The organism is Pseudomonas sp. IPO3774 (genome assembly GCF_013386835.1).
Classification (GTDB): domain Bacteria; phylum Pseudomonadota; class Gammaproteobacteria; order Pseudomonadales; family Pseudomonadaceae; genus Aquipseudomonas.
Genome location: NZ_JACAQY010000021.1, coordinates 112,422 through 129,065 on the forward strand (window position 1 = coordinate 112,422; position 16,644 = coordinate 129,065).

General features: G+C 62.5%; 19 protein-coding genes. 8 read left to right on the top strand and 11 right to left on the bottom strand.

Annotated features, from left to right (window positions below; genetic code table 11):
• The first annotated feature begins 97 nt into the window (after nt 1-97).
• A complete protein-coding gene (gene dxs, locus HYE77_RS14715) occupies nt 98-1,996 on the top strand; it encodes a 1-deoxy-D-xylulose-5-phosphate synthase (protein ID WP_177068924.1) in 1,899 nt (632 codons plus the stop codon).
• A 142-nt stretch (nt 1,997-2,138) separates the two neighbouring features.
• Nucleotides 2,139-4,034 (top strand): TonB-dependent receptor domain-containing protein, encoded by a 1,896-nt coding sequence (locus HYE77_RS14720; protein WP_177068925.1) that lies wholly within the window; start codon nt 2,139-2,141, stop codon nt 4,032-4,034.
• 107 nt (nt 4,035-4,141) lie between these two features.
• Here HYE77_RS14720 and HYE77_RS14725 read toward each other — a convergent pair whose 3' ends face one another.
• The 10 genes from HYE77_RS14725 to nrdR form a co-directional block, all read right to left on the bottom strand.
• Nucleotides 4,142-4,939 carry a cobalamin-binding protein gene (locus HYE77_RS14725; protein WP_177068926.1) on the bottom strand — a complete coding sequence of 266 codons (798 nt, stop codon included), beginning with the start codon at nt 4,937-4,939 and terminating at the stop codon, nt 4,142-4,144.
• On the bottom strand, nt 4,939-5,358 hold the full coding sequence (locus HYE77_RS14730) for a nuclear FMR1 interacting 1 family protein (RefSeq protein WP_003209980.1): 420 nt from the start codon (nt 5,356-5,358) through the stop codon (nt 4,939-4,941). Before HYE77_RS14730 ends, HYE77_RS14725 begins: the two co-directional genes overlap by 1 nt.
• On the bottom strand, nt 5,355-5,972 hold the full coding sequence (ribA, locus tag HYE77_RS14735) for a GTP cyclohydrolase II (RefSeq protein ID WP_003209983.1): 618 nt from the start codon (nt 5,970-5,972) through the stop codon (nt 5,355-5,357). The genes HYE77_RS14730 and ribA overlap by 4 nt, the downstream gene beginning before the upstream one ends.
• Nucleotides 5,973-6,100: 128 nt before the next feature.
• Nucleotides 6,101-7,054 carry a thiamine-phosphate kinase gene (thiL, locus tag HYE77_RS14740; RefSeq protein WP_102605737.1) on the bottom strand — a complete coding sequence of 318 codons (954 nt, stop codon included), beginning with the start codon at nt 7,052-7,054 and terminating at the stop codon, nt 6,101-6,103.
• Nucleotides 7,055-7,072: 18 nt separating this feature from the next.
• The gene (gene nusB / locus HYE77_RS14745) at nt 7,073-7,573 is read right to left on the bottom strand and encodes a transcription antitermination factor NusB (protein ID WP_003209985.1); all 501 of its coding nucleotides are present in this window, start codon (nt 7,571-7,573) and stop codon (nt 7,073-7,075) included.
• Entirely contained in the window at nt 7,570-8,046 is a 477-nt protein-coding gene (gene ribE, locus HYE77_RS14750; RefSeq protein WP_003209986.1) for a 6,7-dimethyl-8-ribityllumazine synthase, read from the bottom strand. The genes nusB and ribE overlap by 4 nt, the downstream gene beginning before the upstream one ends.
• Before the next feature lie 90 nt (nt 8,047-8,136).
• Nucleotides 8,137-9,228 (bottom strand): bifunctional 3,4-dihydroxy-2-butanone-4-phosphate synthase/GTP cyclohydrolase II, encoded by a 1,092-nt coding sequence (ribBA, locus tag HYE77_RS14755; protein ID WP_003209987.1) that lies wholly within the window; start codon nt 9,226-9,228, stop codon nt 8,137-8,139.
• Nucleotides 9,229-9,244: 16 nt separating this feature from the next.
• Nucleotides 9,245-9,922 (bottom strand): riboflavin synthase, encoded by a 678-nt coding sequence (locus HYE77_RS14760; protein WP_003209988.1) that lies wholly within the window; start codon nt 9,920-9,922, stop codon nt 9,245-9,247.
• Between the two features lie 34 nt (nt 9,923-9,956).
• Nucleotides 9,957-11,093: a bifunctional diaminohydroxyphosphoribosylaminopyrimidine deaminase/5-amino-6-(5-phosphoribosylamino)uracil reductase RibD gene (gene ribD, locus HYE77_RS14765; RefSeq protein WP_003209989.1), complete on the bottom strand. Its 1,137-nt coding sequence runs from the start codon at nt 11,091-11,093 to the stop codon at nt 9,957-9,959.
• A complete protein-coding gene (nrdR, locus tag HYE77_RS14770; protein WP_003209990.1) occupies nt 11,090-11,560 on the bottom strand; it encodes a transcriptional regulator NrdR in 471 nt (156 codons plus the stop codon). Before nrdR ends, ribD begins: the two co-directional genes overlap by 4 nt.
• A 139-nt stretch (nt 11,561-11,699) precedes the next feature.
• Between nrdR and HYE77_RS14775 the strand changes: the two genes are divergently transcribed.
• From HYE77_RS14775 to trxA, 4 genes are all read left to right on the top strand, one after another.
• Nucleotides 11,700-12,158, top strand: a complete 459-nt coding sequence (locus HYE77_RS14775) for a YbaY family lipoprotein (RefSeq protein ID WP_003209991.1) — start codon at nt 11,700-11,702, stop codon at nt 12,156-12,158.
• Complete coding sequence (locus tag HYE77_RS14780; protein ID WP_177068927.1) at nt 12,155-12,808, top strand: methyltransferase; 654 nt, start codon at nt 12,155-12,157, stop codon at nt 12,806-12,808. Before HYE77_RS14775 ends, HYE77_RS14780 begins: the two co-directional genes overlap by 4 nt.
• Before the next feature lie 269 nt (nt 12,809-13,077).
• Entirely contained in the window at nt 13,078-13,782 is a 705-nt protein-coding gene (locus tag HYE77_RS14785; RefSeq protein WP_177068928.1) for an Abi family protein, read from the top strand.
• 32 nt (nt 13,783-13,814) lie between these two features.
• Nucleotides 13,815-14,687, top strand: coding sequence for a thioredoxin (gene trxA / locus HYE77_RS14790; RefSeq protein ID WP_003209995.1), 873 nt, complete (start codon nt 13,815-13,817; stop codon nt 14,685-14,687).
• A 3-nt stretch (nt 14,688-14,690) separates the two neighbouring features.
• On the opposite strand, the gene HYE77_RS14795 is transcribed toward trxA, so the two are convergent.
• Nucleotides 14,691-15,038: a hypothetical protein gene (locus tag HYE77_RS14795; RefSeq protein WP_102369989.1), complete on the bottom strand. Its 348-nt coding sequence runs from the start codon at nt 15,036-15,038 to the stop codon at nt 14,691-14,693.
• 135 nt (nt 15,039-15,173) lie between these two features.
• Between HYE77_RS14795 and HYE77_RS14800 the strand changes: the two genes are divergently transcribed.
• Both HYE77_RS14800 and HYE77_RS14805 read left to right on the top strand, forming a co-directional pair.
• Nucleotides 15,174-15,785: a DUF2796 domain-containing protein gene (locus HYE77_RS14800; RefSeq protein ID WP_177068929.1), complete on the top strand. Its 612-nt coding sequence runs from the start codon at nt 15,174-15,176 to the stop codon at nt 15,783-15,785.
• A gap of 148 nt (nt 15,786-15,933) precedes the next feature.
• The gene (locus HYE77_RS14805; protein ID WP_177035949.1) at nt 15,934-16,644 is read left to right on the top strand and encodes an ABC transporter ATP-binding protein; all 711 of its coding nucleotides are present in this window, start codon (nt 15,934-15,936) and stop codon (nt 16,642-16,644) included.

Below are 16,644 nucleotides of genomic sequence, written 5' to 3' on the forward strand. Positions count from 1 at the left end.
TTCCACCGCATATCAGCCAAGTTCGGCGCTCTGCGTGGGCAGTTTGCGATGCTTGAGGTAAACTGCCGCCTCTTCTATACCTATAACGATTCGCCTGATGCCCACGACGTTTCAAGAGATTCCCCGCAAGCGCCCGGCCACGCCCCTGCTGGACCGTGCCAACACGCCAGCCGGCCTGCGCCGCCTGGGTGAAGCCGAGCTGGAAACCCTGGCCGATGAGTTGCGCCTGGAATTGCTCTACACGGTCGGCCAGACCGGTGGGCATTTCGGTGCCGGCCTGGGCGTCATCGAGCTGACCATTGCGCTGCATTACGTATTCGACACTCCGGACGACCGGCTGGTGTGGGACGTGGGTCATCAGGCCTATCCGCACAAGATTCTCACCGGACGCCGCGAGCGCATGGCCACACTGCGCCAGAAGGATGGCATCGCCGCCTTCCCGCGCCGCTCCGAGAGCGAGTACGACACCTTTGGCGTCGGCCACTCCAGCACCTCTATCAGTGCAGCGTTGGGCATGGCGATTGCCGCCCGCCTGCAAAACAGCGATCGCAAGGCGATTGCGGTGATCGGTGATGGCGCGTTGACCGCCGGCATGGCCTTCGAGGCGCTGAACCACGCGCCGGAAGTGGACGCCAACATGCTGGTGATCCTCAACGACAACGACATGTCGATCTCGCGCAATGTCGGTGGCCTGTCGAATTACCTGGCAAAAATCCTCTCCAGCCGCACTTACGCAAGCATGCGTGAAGGCAGCAAGAAGGTGCTCTCGCGTCTGCCCGGCGCGTGGGAAATTGCCCGTCGTACCGAAGAATATGCCAAGGGCATGCTGGTTCCCGGCACCCTGTTCGAAGAGCTGGGCTGGAACTACATCGGCCCGATCGACGGCCACGACCTGCCAACCCTGATCGCCACCCTGCGCAACATGCGTGACCTTAAAGGCCCGCAGTTCCTGCACATCGTCACCAAAAAAGGCAAAGGCTTCGCCCCGGCGGAAGTCGACCCGATTGGTTACCACGCGATCACCAAGCTTGAACCGCTGAACGCCCCGGCCGCCGCGCCGAAGAAGCCCAGCGGGCCAAAGTATTCCGGTGTGTTCGGCGAATGGCTGTGTGACATGGCCGCCGCCGACCCGCGCCTGGTGGGCATCACCCCGGCGATGAAGGAAGGTTCCGACCTGGTGGCGTTCAGCGAGCGTTTCCCGCTGCGCTATTTCGACGTGGCCATCGCCGAGCAACACGCGGTGACCTTCGCCGCGGGCATGGCCTGTGAAGGCGCCAAGCCGGTAGTCGCGATCTACTCTACGTTCCTGCAACGCGGTTATGACCAGTTGATTCATGACGTCGCGGTGCAGAACCTCGACGTGCTGTTCGCCATCGACCGTGCGGGCCTGGTGGGCGAAGACGGCCCGACCCATGCCGGCAGCTTCGACCTCTCGTACCTGCGCTGCATCCCCGGCATGCTGGTGATGACCCCGAGCGACGAGAACGAACTGCGCAAGATGCTCAGCACCGGCCACCTGTACAACGGCCCGGCGGCTGTGCGCTATCCGCGTGGGAATGGTCCGAATGCGGTGATCGAAAAGGACCTTGAGCCTATCGAAATCGGCAAGGGTATCGTCCGCCGCCAGGGCAGCGGCGTTGCCTTGCTGGTGTTCGGCGTGCAATTGGCTGAAGCCTTGAAAGTGGCCGAGAAGATCGACGCCACGGTGGTAGACATGCGTTTCGTCAAGCCACTGGACGAGGCCTTGGTGCGCGAGATCGCCGGCAGCCATGAGCTGCTGGTGACCCTCGAAGAAAACGCCGTCATGGGCGGCGCCGGTGCGGCAGTCAGTGAGTTCCTGGCACGGGAGAATATCCTCAAGTCGGTGCTGCACCTGGGCTTGCCGGATGTGTATGTCGAGCATGCCAAGCCGGCGCAGATGCTGGCCGAGTGCGGGCTGGATGAATCCGGGATTGAAGCTTCGGTTCGTCAGCGCATGGCCCTGCTGGGCCTGTAGAAACGCGATTAAAAATGTGCGAGCGGGCTTGCTCGCGAAAGCGCTGGGTCAGTCGACAGATGCATTGACTGACACTGCGCCTTCGCGAGCAAGCCCGCTCCCACATTTGTTTTATGCCAACTTCAAATGCTACGGACAGCCCATGAACCGCCTTCGCCTCGCCCTGCCCCTTCTGTTACTGCCCGCCACCGACCTGCTCGCCGACAGTTTCGAACGCGACCAAGCCCTCAAGCTGCCCGACATGGTGATCAGCGCCAACCGCCAGGTCCAGGCGCGCAACGACAGCAGCGCCGCCAACACCGTCTTCACCCGCGACGACATCGACCGCCTGCAACCCACCAGCGTGACCGACTTGCTCAGCCGCGTGCCCGGCGTGCAGGTTTCACAGGCCGGTGGCCGTGGCAGCCTGGCAAGCGTTTACATTCGTGGCACCAAGTCGGCCCAGAGCCTGGTGTTGGTCGACGGACAGCGCATCGGCAACTCGACTTCCGGCGACAGCAACCTGCAGCACCTGAACATCCAGCAGATCGAACGCGTGGAAGTCCTGCGTGGTTCGCGCTCGGTGATCTACGGCAGCGATGCGATTGGCGGGGTGATCCAGATTTTCACCCGGCGTGGTAACGAGTCCGGCCTGCAACCCCGCCTGCATGTGGGATTTGGTAGCAACCAGACGTGGGAACGCAGCCTGGGCTTGTCCGGCGGCGATGCGCAAACTCGCTTCAACCTCGGCGCCAGCCTGGATGACACGGCCGGAATCAATCGCACGTACGACTCCTATCCCAGCGACCGTGACCATGACGCCTATCGCAACCAGGCCATCAGTTTCAGCCTGAGCCATGCCTTCAACGATGACCTCGAAGCGGGTGTGAACGTGCTGGATAACCGCGGCAAAAGCGAATTCGACAACCCGTTCGGTCGCTTCGATTCGACCACCTTCCAAAGCTTCCAGCAAAAGCCCTACACCCACTTCACCGTGAGCAGTGTCAGCACCTATGTTGACGCGCGTATCAATGACACGTGGAAGTCCCGGCTGGAAGCGGGCCACAGCGAAAACCGCGAAGAAACCCGGGACAAGCTCAGCACCGAACGCAGCGTGTTCAACACTTACCGCAACTCACTGAACTGGCAGAACGACCTGACCCTCAATGAGCAGAACAGCCTGATCCTGGGCGGCGACTGGTACGAGGACCAGGTCAACAGCAGCACAGCGTTCGCCGAAGACAGTCGCTGGAATCGAGCGGCGTTTATCCAGCACCGTTTTCAAGCCCCGTCCTTTTCCACCGAACTGGGCCTGCGTCGCGACGATAACCAGCAGTTCGGCGGCCACAACAGCTGGAGCGGCACCTTCACCCTGCCGCTGAACCCGGACAATGATCTGTTGCTGAGCTACAGCGAAGGCTTCCGCGCGCCTACGTTCAACGACCTCTACTACCCGGACGAATTCGGCTTCAAAAACAGTAACCCGAACCTCAAGCCCGAGACATCGAAAAGCTACGAAGTGCAGTGGCGCAGCCAGCTCAGCGACAGCAGCCGACTGGAAGCCTCGCTGTACCGCACCGATATTCAGGATGCGATCGTGTTTGCCAGCAACGGCCCGCAAAACGTCAGCGCCGCACGCATCAACGGCTTCGAGGCGGCGCTCAAGCAAGAACTGTTCGGCTGGCAAAGCAGCCTCGCCGTTGCATTGATCGACCCACACGACCGCGACACCGGGCGCACACTGGCGCGTCGAGCCCGGCGCACCCTGAGCCTGGACCTGGATCGCCAATTCGATCAATTCGGCGTCGGCGCCAGCTGGCAAGCGGTCAGCAGCAGCTACGACGATGCGGCGAACCAGCAACGCCTGGGCGGGTATGGCTTGCTGGGGCTACGGGGCAGTTGGGCGGTGAACCATGAAGTCACGCTGGAAATGAAGCTCGATAACCTGCTGAACAAGGACTACAGCCGGGCGCTGTATCAGTATCAAGGCCAGCAATATGGCTATCGGGAAGAAGGCCGGGCACTGATGTTCGGGGTGACCTGGACGCCGGAACTCTAAGTCGTCTGCACCGGCCTCATCGCGGGCAAGCCCGGCTCCCACAGGGGACCGTGCTTATCCAGACGACTCGGTCAAATGTGGGAGCTGGCTTGCCTGCGATAGCGGTCTCACAGCCCCGGTGCAATCACCTGACACAACCGCGCCACCGCTTCCAGCATCTGTCCGCTGGGCCGTTCCAGGCCCTTGTCGGGCACCAGCAGCAAATGCCCGTTCGCTACCGCCGCCACCTGGGGCCAGGCCTTCCAGGCATCCAGCTGCGCTTGATCGCCCGCCAGAATCACCCCGGGATTACGCTGCAACACCGACTCAATGCTGACCTGCGGTGCCGGTAATTTCAGGTCATCGAACACATTGCGCGCGCCGCACACACTCAGCGCATCGCTGATGATCTGCCCGCCACCCACGGTGTACAGCGGCTGGTTCCACACCTGATAAAACACCCGCAACGGCTCGGCCCGGTGATAGCGCGAGCGCAATTCGGCCAAGCGCTGACGCAACTGCGCGGCCAATTGCCGGCCGGCGTCATCCCGCCCGAGTTGCCAGGCAATGGTTTCGACCTGTGAGGTGAGTTGTTCGAGGCTGTGGGGTTCGGCGACAAATACCGGGATGTTCAGGCGTTGCAGCTGTTCACGCTGGCCCGGGCCGACGCTGCCGGGCCAAAGCAGGATCAGGTCGGGCTTGAGGCTGAGCAGCCGCTCCATGTCCAACTGCCCGTAGTTGCCCACAGACGGCACGTTCGCCAACGCCTGTGGCCGCTCGCCGCCATCCAGCAAGCCCACCAGTAACTCGGCCGCACCCAGCTCAACGACGATTTCAGACAAGGAAGGCGCAAGGCTGACCACCCGCTCAACCGCCGCAGCCTGGGCCGCGACTGCCATCAACAACACCGCCAGCCAGACGCGCATCAACCCAACTGGCGCGGGATGCGGTAGAGGTAGAACAGCACCAGGGTCGACAATGCCAACAGAAACAGCGGCACCGCTTCCAGCCCGACAAACACTGCCAGCGCGCCGACCCAGGCCGGCAGTGCAGCCACCAGCAACGCCACACGACGGCGGGCCGCGAGGGTGATCCAGGCAGCCGGTTCTTCAGGGGTATCGAGGGCTTTGCCGGTGGCGATCAGCGCGTGTTTATAGCCGTGGAAGTAACGCAGGCTGACAAACATCGAGGCTACGCCGGCGATAAAAAACGGCATCGCCAGCACGGGCAGCAAGGGCTCGGCCTTGCCAAACACCAGGTTGATCACAAACAACGGCACCAACGCCAACGCCAGGTATTGCCACCAGTTAAACGACAGTCGCCGCTTGACCTGGCCGCGCGTCACGCCCGGTCGGCCTCGCCCTGGTGCTCGTTGCCCATCATGTGGTCGAGCTTGCTGGCCTTGGTGGCCAGGTAGAGCTTGTTGTGCGGGTTGTGGCCGGTGTGCAGCGGCACGCGCTCGGCGACGGTAATGCCCATGTCGGTCAAGGCTTTGACCTTGCGCGGGTTGTTGGTCATCAGCCGCAGGGATTTGACGCCCAGGTGCTGGAGCATCGGCAGGCAGATCCCATAGTCGCGCTGGTCAGCGGCAAAACCGAGGCGCTCGTTGGCTTCCACAGTGTCGGCGCCGCCATCTTGCAGCTCATAGGCGCGGATCTTGTTCAGCAGGCCAATGCCACGGCCTTCCTGACGCAGGTACAGCAACACGCCACGGCCTTCGCGGGCGATGGCCTGCAGGGCGGCTTCCAGTTGCGAGCCGCAGTCACAGCGCTGGCTGAACAGCGCATCGCCGGTCAGGCACTCGGAGTGCACGCGACCGAGGACCGGGGCACCGTCCGCCACGTCACCGAGGCTGAGAACAACGTGTTCGCGCCCGGTGGCTTCTTCAAGAAAGCCATTCATGGTGAACGTGGCAAAAGGGGTTGGCAGCTTGGAAGCGGCGACGAAAACGACGGGCACCTTGTGCTCCTGATTTCAGATTTCACAGGGGAGGGATTGTAACAGTAGGTTCCTACAGACGCTTAAGCTGAATTATCGCTGATAAAGATCAATAGGTTCGATTGGCCTTCAGCTTGGTTCTATGCCTTTCAGAAATGTTGATAGCCACGAATGGCCGGCGTGACGTCCTGGCCAGACGCATCCAGCAGGGTAACGCCCTGCCCCGCCTCGACCCGGCCGATTACATGCACCGGCACACCGGCGGCCAACAGCGGCGCCAGTTCGGCGGGCGGCAAGGTGAACGCCAGTACGTAGTCGTCCCCCCCGCTCAACGCGGCCACCCGGGCATCCGCTTCACCGACGAACGCCAGCAAGGCGGCGGACAATGGCAGTTTTTGCTGCTCGATCAACAAGCTGACAGCCGACGCCTTGGCGATATGCCCGCAATCAGCCAAAAGGCCGTCGGAAATATCCATGGCAGACGTGGCCTTGCCCCGCAACGCCAAGCCCAGCGCCAACTGCGGTTGCGGCGACCAGTAATGGGCCAGCAGTGGCTCGACGATAGCCGCCTCCGCCGTGCGCTGCCCCAGCACCAGCGGCAAGGCGCCCGCTGCGTTACCCAGCTCACCGCCCACACACAGCAAGTCGCCAGGCCGCGCGCCGCTGCGGGTCAAGGCCTGGCCCGCCGGCACCCGGCCAAACACGGTCATGGTCAGGCTCAGCGGCCCACGGGTGGTGTCGCCACCTACCAGAACCACGCCACAACCCTGCGCCATGGCGTTCAAGCCCTGGGCATAGCGTTGCAGCCAATCGGCATCAACCGTCGGGGTGGTGAGGGCAAGGGTAAACGCGAGGGGATTGGCGCCCATGGCCGCCAGATCGCTGACTGCTACGGCCAGCGAGCGCTGGCCGAGCAGAAACGGATCGCAGGGGTCGGCAAAATGCACGCCGGCCACCAGGGTATCGGTAGAAATCGCCAGCTGTTCCCCGGGAGGAACAGCCAGCAAGGCGCAGTCGTCGCCAATCCCCAGTGCAATGCCTTCGCCGCCCTGCGCACAGGGCGCGGCGGCGAAGTAGTTGCGGATCAGCTCAAACTCGCCCATTGCGTCAGCAAGCGCCAGTTAGCGCTTGTACGCCTTCACTTCGGCTTCACGCAGGCGCGGGGCCAGCTTGTCGAGCACGCCGTTGACGAACTTGTGACCGTCGGTGGAACCGTAGACTTTCGCCAGTTCGATCCCTTCGTTGATCACAACGCGGTAAGGCACGTCGACGCGCTTGAGCAGTTCCCAGGTGGACAGGCGCAGTACGGCCAGTTCAACCGGGTCCAGCTCTTCGATCGCCAGGTCCAGGCACGGCGTCAGTGCAGCGTCGATCTCCGCCAGGTTGGCCGGAACACCGTGCAGGATGTCGTGGAAGTAGCTGGCATCGGCCGCGCTGAAATCGTTGTCGACGCGAAACTGCGCCTCGATTTCGTTCAGCGAGGTTTTCGCCATGTGGCGCTGGTACAAAGCCTGGGTCGCGAGCTGGCGGGCCGAACGACGCTTTTCGCTTTTCGATGGCTTGCCGGCGTCTGCCGGGCGCGGGTCCTGGGGGTTGAACTGATCGCTGTCGTCGCTAATCACTTGGCCTCCAACTGCGCCAGCAGGCTGACCATTTCCAGGGCGGACAGGGCAGCTTCAGCACCTTTGTTGCCGGCCTTGGTGCCGGAACGCTCGATGGCTTGTTCGATGGAATCAACGGTCAGCACGCCAAAGGCGACCGGCACGCCGAACTCCATGGACACCTGGGCCAGGCCCTTGGTGCATTCGCCAGCCACGTATTCGAAGTGCGGAGTGCCGCCACGAATGACCGCGCCCAGGGCGATGATCGCCGCGTATTCACCCTGCTGTGCAACTTTCTGCGCAACCAGTGGAATTTCGAAGGCGCCAGGAGCGCGGATGATAGTGATGTCGCTTTCGCTCACACCGTGGCGAACCAGGGCATCCACGGCACCGCTTACCAGGCTTTCAACCACGAAGCTGTTGAAGCGGCCAACCACCAGGGCATAGCGGCCTTTGGGGGCGATGAAGGTACCTTCGATGGTCTTCAGGGTCATTCGACAAATCTCTTAAAGAGCCGGGACGCGCTTAGTGCGCGCCCCTCAGTGATATTTGAACCGCGAACAAGGGGCAAACAACGCCGGCCTTTATTCGGAGGGCACGTATTCTACTACTTCCAGGTCGAAACCGGATATGGCATTAAATTTCATTGGCGCACTCATCAGGCGCATTTTGCGCACGCCCAGGTCCCGCAGGATCTGCGAACCGGCCCCGACGATGCTGTAGGTGGTCGGTTTTTTCACCGGCGCGTGGTCGGCGGTTTCGCGGATATGCGCCAGCAGCACGTCGCCGTCCAGCGGATGGCCCAGCAGCAACACCACACCGCTGCCGGCCTCGGACACCGCGGACATCGCGGCCCGCAGGCTCCAGCGCCCCGGTTGCTTGACCATCAGCAGGTCCCGCAGCGGGTCCATGTTGTGCACCCGCACCAGGGTAGGCTCTTCAGCGCAGATGGTGCCCAGGGTCAGGGCCATGTGCACGTCGCCTTCCACGGAATCACGATAGGTCACCAGGTTGAACTGGCCCAGTTCGCTGTCCAGCGGCTGCTCGGCAATCCGCTGAACGGTACGTTCGTGGATCATCCGGTAGTGGATCAGGTCGGCAATGGTGCCGATCTTGATGTTGTGCAGCGCGGCAAATTCTTCCAGCTCGGCGCGACGGGACATGGTGCCGTCGTCGTTCATCACTTCGCAGATCACACCGCTCGGCTCGAAACCGGCCATGCGCGCCAGGTCGCAGGCCGCTTCGGTGTGGCCGGCGCGAGCCAGGGTGCCACCCGGCTGGGCCATCAGCGGGAAGATGTGGCCAGGGCTGACGATATCTTCGGCCTTGGCGTCTTTCGCGGCAGCGGCTTGTACGGTGCGGGCGCGGTCAGCAGCGGAGATACCGGTGGTGACACCGGTAGTGGCTTCGATGGACACGGTGAACTTGGTGCCAAACCCGGAACCATTGCGCGGCGCCATCAACGGCAGCTTCAGCAGCTCGCAGCGCTCGCGGCTCATCGGCATGCAGATCAGGCCACGGGCGTGCTTGGCCATGAAGTTGATGTGTTCCGGCTGGCAGCACTCGGCGGCCATGATCAGGTCGCCTTCGTTCTCGCGGTCTTCGTCATCCATGAGGATGACCATCTTGCCTTGGCGGATGTCTTCAACCAGTTCTTCGATGCTGTTGAGCGCCACGCGGCACCCCCTTGGGTCAGGATTTAAGGTAGCCGTTAGCGGCTAAAAAACTTTCAGTGATGTTCCCGGCGGGCCCTTGAAGAGAGTCAGACTCTGCGGCCTTATCGCCCAACAACAGGCGCTCCAGGTAACGGGCAAGCAAGTCCACTTCCAGGTTCACCCGGCGACCCGGCTGGTACGACGCCATGATGGTTTCGCTCAGGGTGTGGGGAATGATGGTCAGTTCAAATTCGGCGCCATTCACGGCGTTCACCGTCAGGCTCGTGCCGTCGACGGTGATCGAGCCTTTGTGGGCGATGTACTTGGCCAGCTCTTTCGGCGCGCGAATACGGAATTCCACGGCACGCGCGTTTTCGCTGCGAGCAACCACTTCGCCGACACCGTCGACGTGGCCGCTGACCAGGTGCCCACCGAGACGGGTGGTCGGGGTCAGGGCTTTTTCCAGGTTCACCGGGCTGCCGCTCTTGAGGTCGTTCATCGCGGTGCAGTCCAGGGTTTCCCGGCTGACATCGGCGGCAAAGCCGTTGCCAGGCAATTCGATGACGGTCAGGCATACACCGCTGACGGCGATGCTGTCGCCCAGTTTGACGTCGCTCAGGTCGAGCTTGCCGGTTTCAACCAGCAGGCGTACATCGCCGCCTTTTGGGGTCATTGCACGGATGCTGCCGATGGATTCGATAATGCCGGTGAACATGCCGTTCTCCTGAAGACGTGGCGCAGGCCGGGAATTATACGCTCGCTGATGGCAGAGGGATGGCAGTGACTCTCCAGTCATCGCCAACAGCGCGCATTTCAGTGATCTTGAGTTGGGGGGCGTCGGCCAGTTTCTCAAGCGGCCAGTCCAGCAAAGGCCGGGCGGCAGAGCCAAGAAACTTGCCGGCGACGAATATCACGTACTCGTCCACCAGCCCTTGCTGGGCGAAGGCACCCGCCAGGCTTGGGCCGGCTTCCACCAACACTTCGTTGACACCACGGGCCGCCAGGGCCACCAGCGCGGAACGCAGGTCGACCTGGCCGTCGACACCCGGCACCACCAGGCACTCGGGGCCTGTGGGGTACTGGTTGTCCGGCGTCACGCAGGTGATGACCAGCGCGGGGCCAGCCTTGAAGAACGGCGCATTCAGCGGCACCCGCAGGCGGCCGTCGATCAGCACACGCAGCGGCGGACGGGACATCGCCAGGGCGGTGGTTTCTTCATCCAGGCCCAGTTCGGCGGCGCGCACGGTCAGGCGAGCACCATCGGCCAGCACCGTGTCGGCGCCGGTCAGCACCACACTGGCCTGGGCACGCAGGCGCTGCACAGCGGCACGGGCGGCCGGGCCGGTGATCCATTGGCTTTCGCCGTTGGCCATCGCGGTGCGACCATCCAGGCTCATGGCCAACTTGACCCGCACAAACGGCAGGCCATGCTCCATGCGCTTGAGAAAGCCCGGGTTAAGCGCCCGCGCTTCGTTTTCCAGCAAGCCGCTGTGGGTCTCGATCCCGGCCTGGGCCAGGCGGCGCATGCCACGCCCGGCGACTTCCGGGTTCGGGTCCTGCATTGCCGCAACCACACGGGCCAGGCCGGCATTCACCAAGGCATCGGCGCACGGCGGCGTGTGCCCGTGGTGGCTGCACGGTTCAAGGGTCACGTAGGCGGTGGCGCCCCGAGCCTTGTCGCCCGCTGCCCGCAGGGCATGGACTTCCGCATGGGGTTCGCCGGTGCGCACGTGCCAGCCTTCGCCGACAACCTGCCCGTCACGCACGATCACGCAGCCAACCCGCGGGTTGGGGTGGGTGGTGTACAGGCCCTTGCGCGCCAGTTCCAGGGCACGGGCCATGTAATGGGCGTCGAGTACCGCTTGTTCTGCCGAAGGTGGGTTCATTCTTTTACCGGCTCACGGGCCAGGCGGTCGATCTCTTCGCGGAACTCGTTGAGGTCCTGGAAGCGTCGATACACCGAGGCGAAACGGATATAGGCGACTTCGTCGAGCTTTTGCAGCTCGCCCATCACCAGTTCTCCAACCACCAGGGATTTGACTTCGCGCTCGCCGGTGGCGCGCAGCTTGTGCTTGATATGCACCAGTGCCGCTTCCAGCCGCTCGACACTCACCGGGCGTTTTTCCAGGGCGCGCTGCATTCCGGCGCGCAGTTTTTCTTCGTCGAAAGGCTGGCGACTGCCGTCGGTCTTGATCAGACGTGGCAATACCAGTTCGGCGGTTTCGAAGGTGGTGAAACGTTCACCGCAGCCAGAGGCCAGGCATTCACGCCGGCGACGCACCTGTTCGCCCTCGGCGACCAGACGCGAGTCAATGACCTTGGTGTCGTTGGCACCGCAGAAGGGACAGTGCATGGTGGCAGGCAACAAAAAATGGGAGGGCCATGGTAGCGCATCCCTGTGGCAAGACAAGCCATAGCCTTTACGGTATATAGGCTGACTATTATGTTTCATATTTTTTAAGCCACGGATTTTGTCCTTTCTGGAGCCGTACATGCAGTTACGACCACTTGTTTTGCTCACGTTGCTCGGTTTTCTGGTCGCCTGCAGCAGCCATGCCCCAAAACCTGCGGCGCCGGCTCCGGCACCGCAACAAGAGAAAAAACTGCCGGGCGTGGAAGAAGATCTCGGCCCGTTGCCCGCCTATCAGCGTGAAGTCAGCGGCCAATTGAACGGTATACCGGCGGGTGCGGAAGTCGAACTGGCGCTGCTGGTGATCGACGACCGTTCGCGCCCGCAACAACTGCTCGCCAGCAGCGTGCTGATCGGCAACAACAAGCCCCTGGCCTTCCGCCTGCGCTTCAACCCGCAAGCGTTCCCGGCGGGCGGGCGCGTTGAATTGCGTGGTCGCGCCAGCCAGTCCGGCCAGTTGATCCTGCACCTGCCGCCGGTGCGCATCACCCAGGCGATCACCCAGACCACCGGGCCGCTGCAACTCGTTCCCGCACCATGACGCCACCGCTGGGCCTGCAACGCGCACTGAGCGAACTGATCGGCGACGCCAAACTGGTGCCCTGCCCGCTGCCGGGCACCGAGTTGTCGCTGTGGTTACTGGACGCCGACAACATGGACCGCGCCTTCAGCCCCGAAGAAACCCGGCGCATCCTGCATGAGCCGCCGTACTGGAGCTTTTGCTGGGCCAGTGGCCTGGCGCTGGCGCGATACCTGGCGGCCAACCCCGAGTGGGTCGCGGGTAAGCGGGTGCTGGATTTCGGCGCAGGTTCGGGTGTTGCCGGGATTGCCGCGGTAAAGGCCGGAGCGCTGGAAGTGGTGGCGTGCGACCTGGATCCGCTGGCCCTGGCTGCCTGCCGGGCGAATGCCGAACTCAACGGCGTAACACTGGGCTATTCAGAAGACTTCTTCACCGAAGCCGACCGGTTTGACCTGATCCTGGTCGCCGATGTGCTGTACGACCGGGCGAACCTGCCGCTGCTGGATCAATTCCTGACACGCGGCCGCGAAGCGCTGGTCGCCGATTCCCGGGTTCGGGACTTCCAGCACCCGGAGTATCAGCGCCTGGGTATCCTCGACGCCCTGACACTGCCCGACCTGGCCGAGCCGTGGGAGTTTCGCAAGGTGAGCCTGTACCATTCGCAGCGATAGTCGCGCCTATCAAACCCGCAAATCTCCAGTAACAGATGGGCTAAGACAGTCTTCAGCGTAGCGTGGAAAATGGCCGCCTCTCGCACGCAACCTGGACGACCCAACGGTATGCCAACCCCCCAATTTGCATCCGTCGCCTCTTGCTCAAAAAGCTTGCAAACATCACCGCTACTGCCTAGTCTTTGCCGCAATACACCCGCCATGCCTCTGGTCGCGCAAGTGACTAAGCACAAATTGTGCGGGTTTTTTATGCCTGGCTTTTTTTGGGCATGAGAACGTTCGACAAACCTGCCATTGATGTCCCCTCCCAGATAGAACTGCTCAAACAACGTGGTTTGCTCATTCAAGATGAAGCCCGTGCGCAGTGTTTCTTGCAGTCCGTCAGTTTTTTCCGATTGAGCCCCTACATGCGCCCTTTTCAGCAATCGGGGGATGTCGATCATCGATTTCGCGATGGCACAGGTTTTCGTCAGCTAACTCGACTCTACGACTTTGACCGCAGGCTTCGATTGTTGAGCATGGATGCCATTGAACGCGTGGAAATAGCGACCCGCTCAATGATCAGTAACCATATGGGGCCCAACTATGGCAGCCATTGGTATACCGATATCGGCATTTTTCAACAGGCATTTGACCACCAACGCCTACTTGCAACATTGCAGTCCAAGCAATGTGCCGCTATCCGAGACTATGAGCGCGAATGCCTGCGAATAGATCGGTTGCAAGCCGAAAGCGGTCGCAAAGCCCATCTCAAACGCCAGAGAGCAAAAGAGAGTTACGCCCGACACTACCCCACCAACTACGACCAACCACCACTCATGCCCGGCTGGGCAATGCTGGAAGAACTCACACTCGGCGACCTGTCGCACTCAAAGCGATGGGTTTTCCTCAAGACTGGTACCAGGACCCTTTCTGGCATCCTGTACGCGCTTAATCGCGGCATAGCTTCCGGTCGCCTCCTCCAGTCTTTATAGTTGCCCCATTCCTGCTTTCTTCGAGATTCCCCATGAGTGAGCCCACGCCGTACATCTTCGATGCCACCACCGCCACCTTCGATCAGGCGGTGATCCAGAACTCCTTCGAAAAACCCGTGCTGGTGGATTTCTGGGCCGAGTGGTGCGCGCCGTGCAAGGCGTTGATGCCGATGCTCGCGCAGATTGCCGAGAGTTATCAGGGTGAGTTGCTGCTGGCCAAGGTCGATTGCGATGCCGAGCCGGACGTGGTCTCGCGCTTTGGCATTCGCAGCCTGCCGACCGTGGTGCTGTTCAAGGATGGCCAGCCAGTGGATGGGTTTGCCGGTGCGCAGCCTGAATCCGCCGTGCGCGCGATGCTGGAGCCCCATGTGCAGATGCCACCACCGGCGGCTGCCGATCCACTGGAGCAGGCCCAGGCGCTGTTTGCCGAAGGCCGTATCACCGACGCCGAGGCCGTGCTGGTCACCCTGCTTGGCGAAGACAACACCAACGCCGCCGCGCTGATCCTGTACGCACGCTGCCTGGCCGAGCGCGGTGAACTGGGCGAAGCGCAAACCGTGCTCGACGCCGTCAAGAGCGATGATCACAAGGCCGCACTGGCCGGCGCCAAGGCGCAGATCACTTTCCTGCGCCAGGCCGCCGACCTGCCGGACGCCGCAGACCTGAAAGCCCGCCTGGCGCAAAACCCGCAGGATGACGAGGCGGTGTACCAACTGGCCGTGCAACAACTGGCGCGCCAGCAATACGACGCCGCGCTGGATGGCTTACTCAAGCTGTTCATCCGCAACCGCAGCTACAGCGAAGGCCTGCCCCACAAGACGCTGCTGCAGGTGTTCGAACTGCTCGGCAACGATCACCCGCTGGTCACCGTATACCGCCGCAAGCTGTTCGCCGCGCTTTACTGATCGTTACTCGATCCAACTGTACAGCGGCGTATCCCCGCCGCTGGCCACCTTGACCTTGGCGCTATGGCGCAGGCGCACCAGCAGGCGCTTGCCCGCCGAGGCGCTGCCGGCCAGGCCTTCCAGCTGATCAAGCAATTCCAGGCCGTTGAGTTGCCCGGCCTTGCGCAGCAAATCCTGGGCGGCCTGCCACAGGCTCTCGTCCAGGTTACCCGCGGCCGGCGCCACCACGGGCTCGGCACTCGGCGGTTTGCTGGCCTGCAACTGCGCGCCCAGCCGGGCCCAGTCGCCGTCATCCAGCTCCAGGGTCAAGTCCACCGGCAGGTCACCGACGGTTCCACGAATTCTCAACATCGCACTTACTCCCGCACTTTTCTGACGAGCATGCTCCCACGCGTCTTGCGCTACGCCAAGCGGGCGGTCAAACTCCTAGCAAAATTGTTATAAGATCACATAACAAAACTTTCATCTTTGTCCGGGAGCTCCACCATGCGCCGTTTGCTGCTCGCTTTGCCGTTTGCCCTGTTGCCACTGGCCATCGCCCACGCTGCCGACGAGCACGACCATGATCACGAGCACGGCAGCCTCGGTGCCCACGAACACGGCGTGGGTCGCCTCAATGCGGTGCTCGACGGCCAGGCCCTGGAGCTGGAACTGGACAGCCCGGCGATGAACCTGGTGGGCTTCGAACACCTCGCTACAACGTCCGCCGACAAAGCCAAGGTCGCCGCTGCCCGCAAACAACTTGAACAACCTTTGGTGCTGTTCAGCCTGCCCAAGGCCGCCGGTTGCGTGATCAGCACCCAGGAACTGAACAGCCCGCTGTTCGGCGACAAGCCTGAAGCCGACCACGATGAAGACGATGACGACCACGCCACCGATGGCAAAGGCGCCGCCGCCCACGAACATCACCACGACCACAGCGAAATCCACGCTCACTACCAGTTCACTTGCGCCACGCCGACCGCGCTGAGCAACCTCGACCTGACCCAGGTGTTCAAGACCTTCCCCGCCACCCAGAAAATTCAGGTACAACTCATTGGCCCGAGCGGCCAGCAGGGTGTGGAAGCGACGGCCACAGCAGCCACCCTGAAATTCTGATGTAAACACCACACTGTAGGAGCTGGCTTGCCTGCGATGCAGACGCCGCGGTGCTCCAGAAACACCGCGGTGATGCCATCGCAGGCAAGCCAGCTCCTACAGTTGATCGGTGTCATCATCCAAATCGAGCCAGACCACTGACCTCCCTATGACCCAAGCACTTATCGAACTGTCTGACCTGGGCTTCAATTGGCCCGGTCACCCACAGTTGCTGGACATCCCCACGTTCCGCCTGGAGCCGGGGGAAACCCTGTTCCTCAAGGGCCCCAGCGGCAGTGGCAAGACCACCCTGCTCGGCCTGTTGGGCGGTGTGCAAAAGCCCAGCCGGGGCAGCATCCGCCTACTGGGCCAGGAACTGACCGAACTCTCGGCCGGCGCCCGCGACCGTTTCCGGGTCGACCACACCGGCTACATCTTCCAGCAGTTCAACCTGTTGCCGTTTCTCTCGGTGCGCGAGAACGTCGAGTTGCCCTGCCACTTTTCACCGTTACGGGCACAGCGGGCAATCCAGCGTCACGGCAGCGTCGACCAGGCTGCCGCGACCTTGCTCGCCCACCTGGGCCTGAAGGACAAGAGCCTGCTGGAGCGCCGCGCCGACTCCCTGTCCATCGGCCAACAACAACGGGTGGCCGCTGCCCGTGCGCTGATCGGCCAGCCGGAGCTGGTGATCGCCGACGAGCCGACCTCGGCCCTGGACTACGACGCCCGGGAAGCCTTCATTCAGTTGCTGTTCGCCGAATGCCGCGAAGCAGGCGCCAGCCTGTTGTTCGTCAGCCATGACCAGAGCCTGGCGCCGCTGTTCGACCGCAACCTGTCGCTGGCCGAACTCAATCGCGCCGCCACGCCCGCAGAGGTTTGA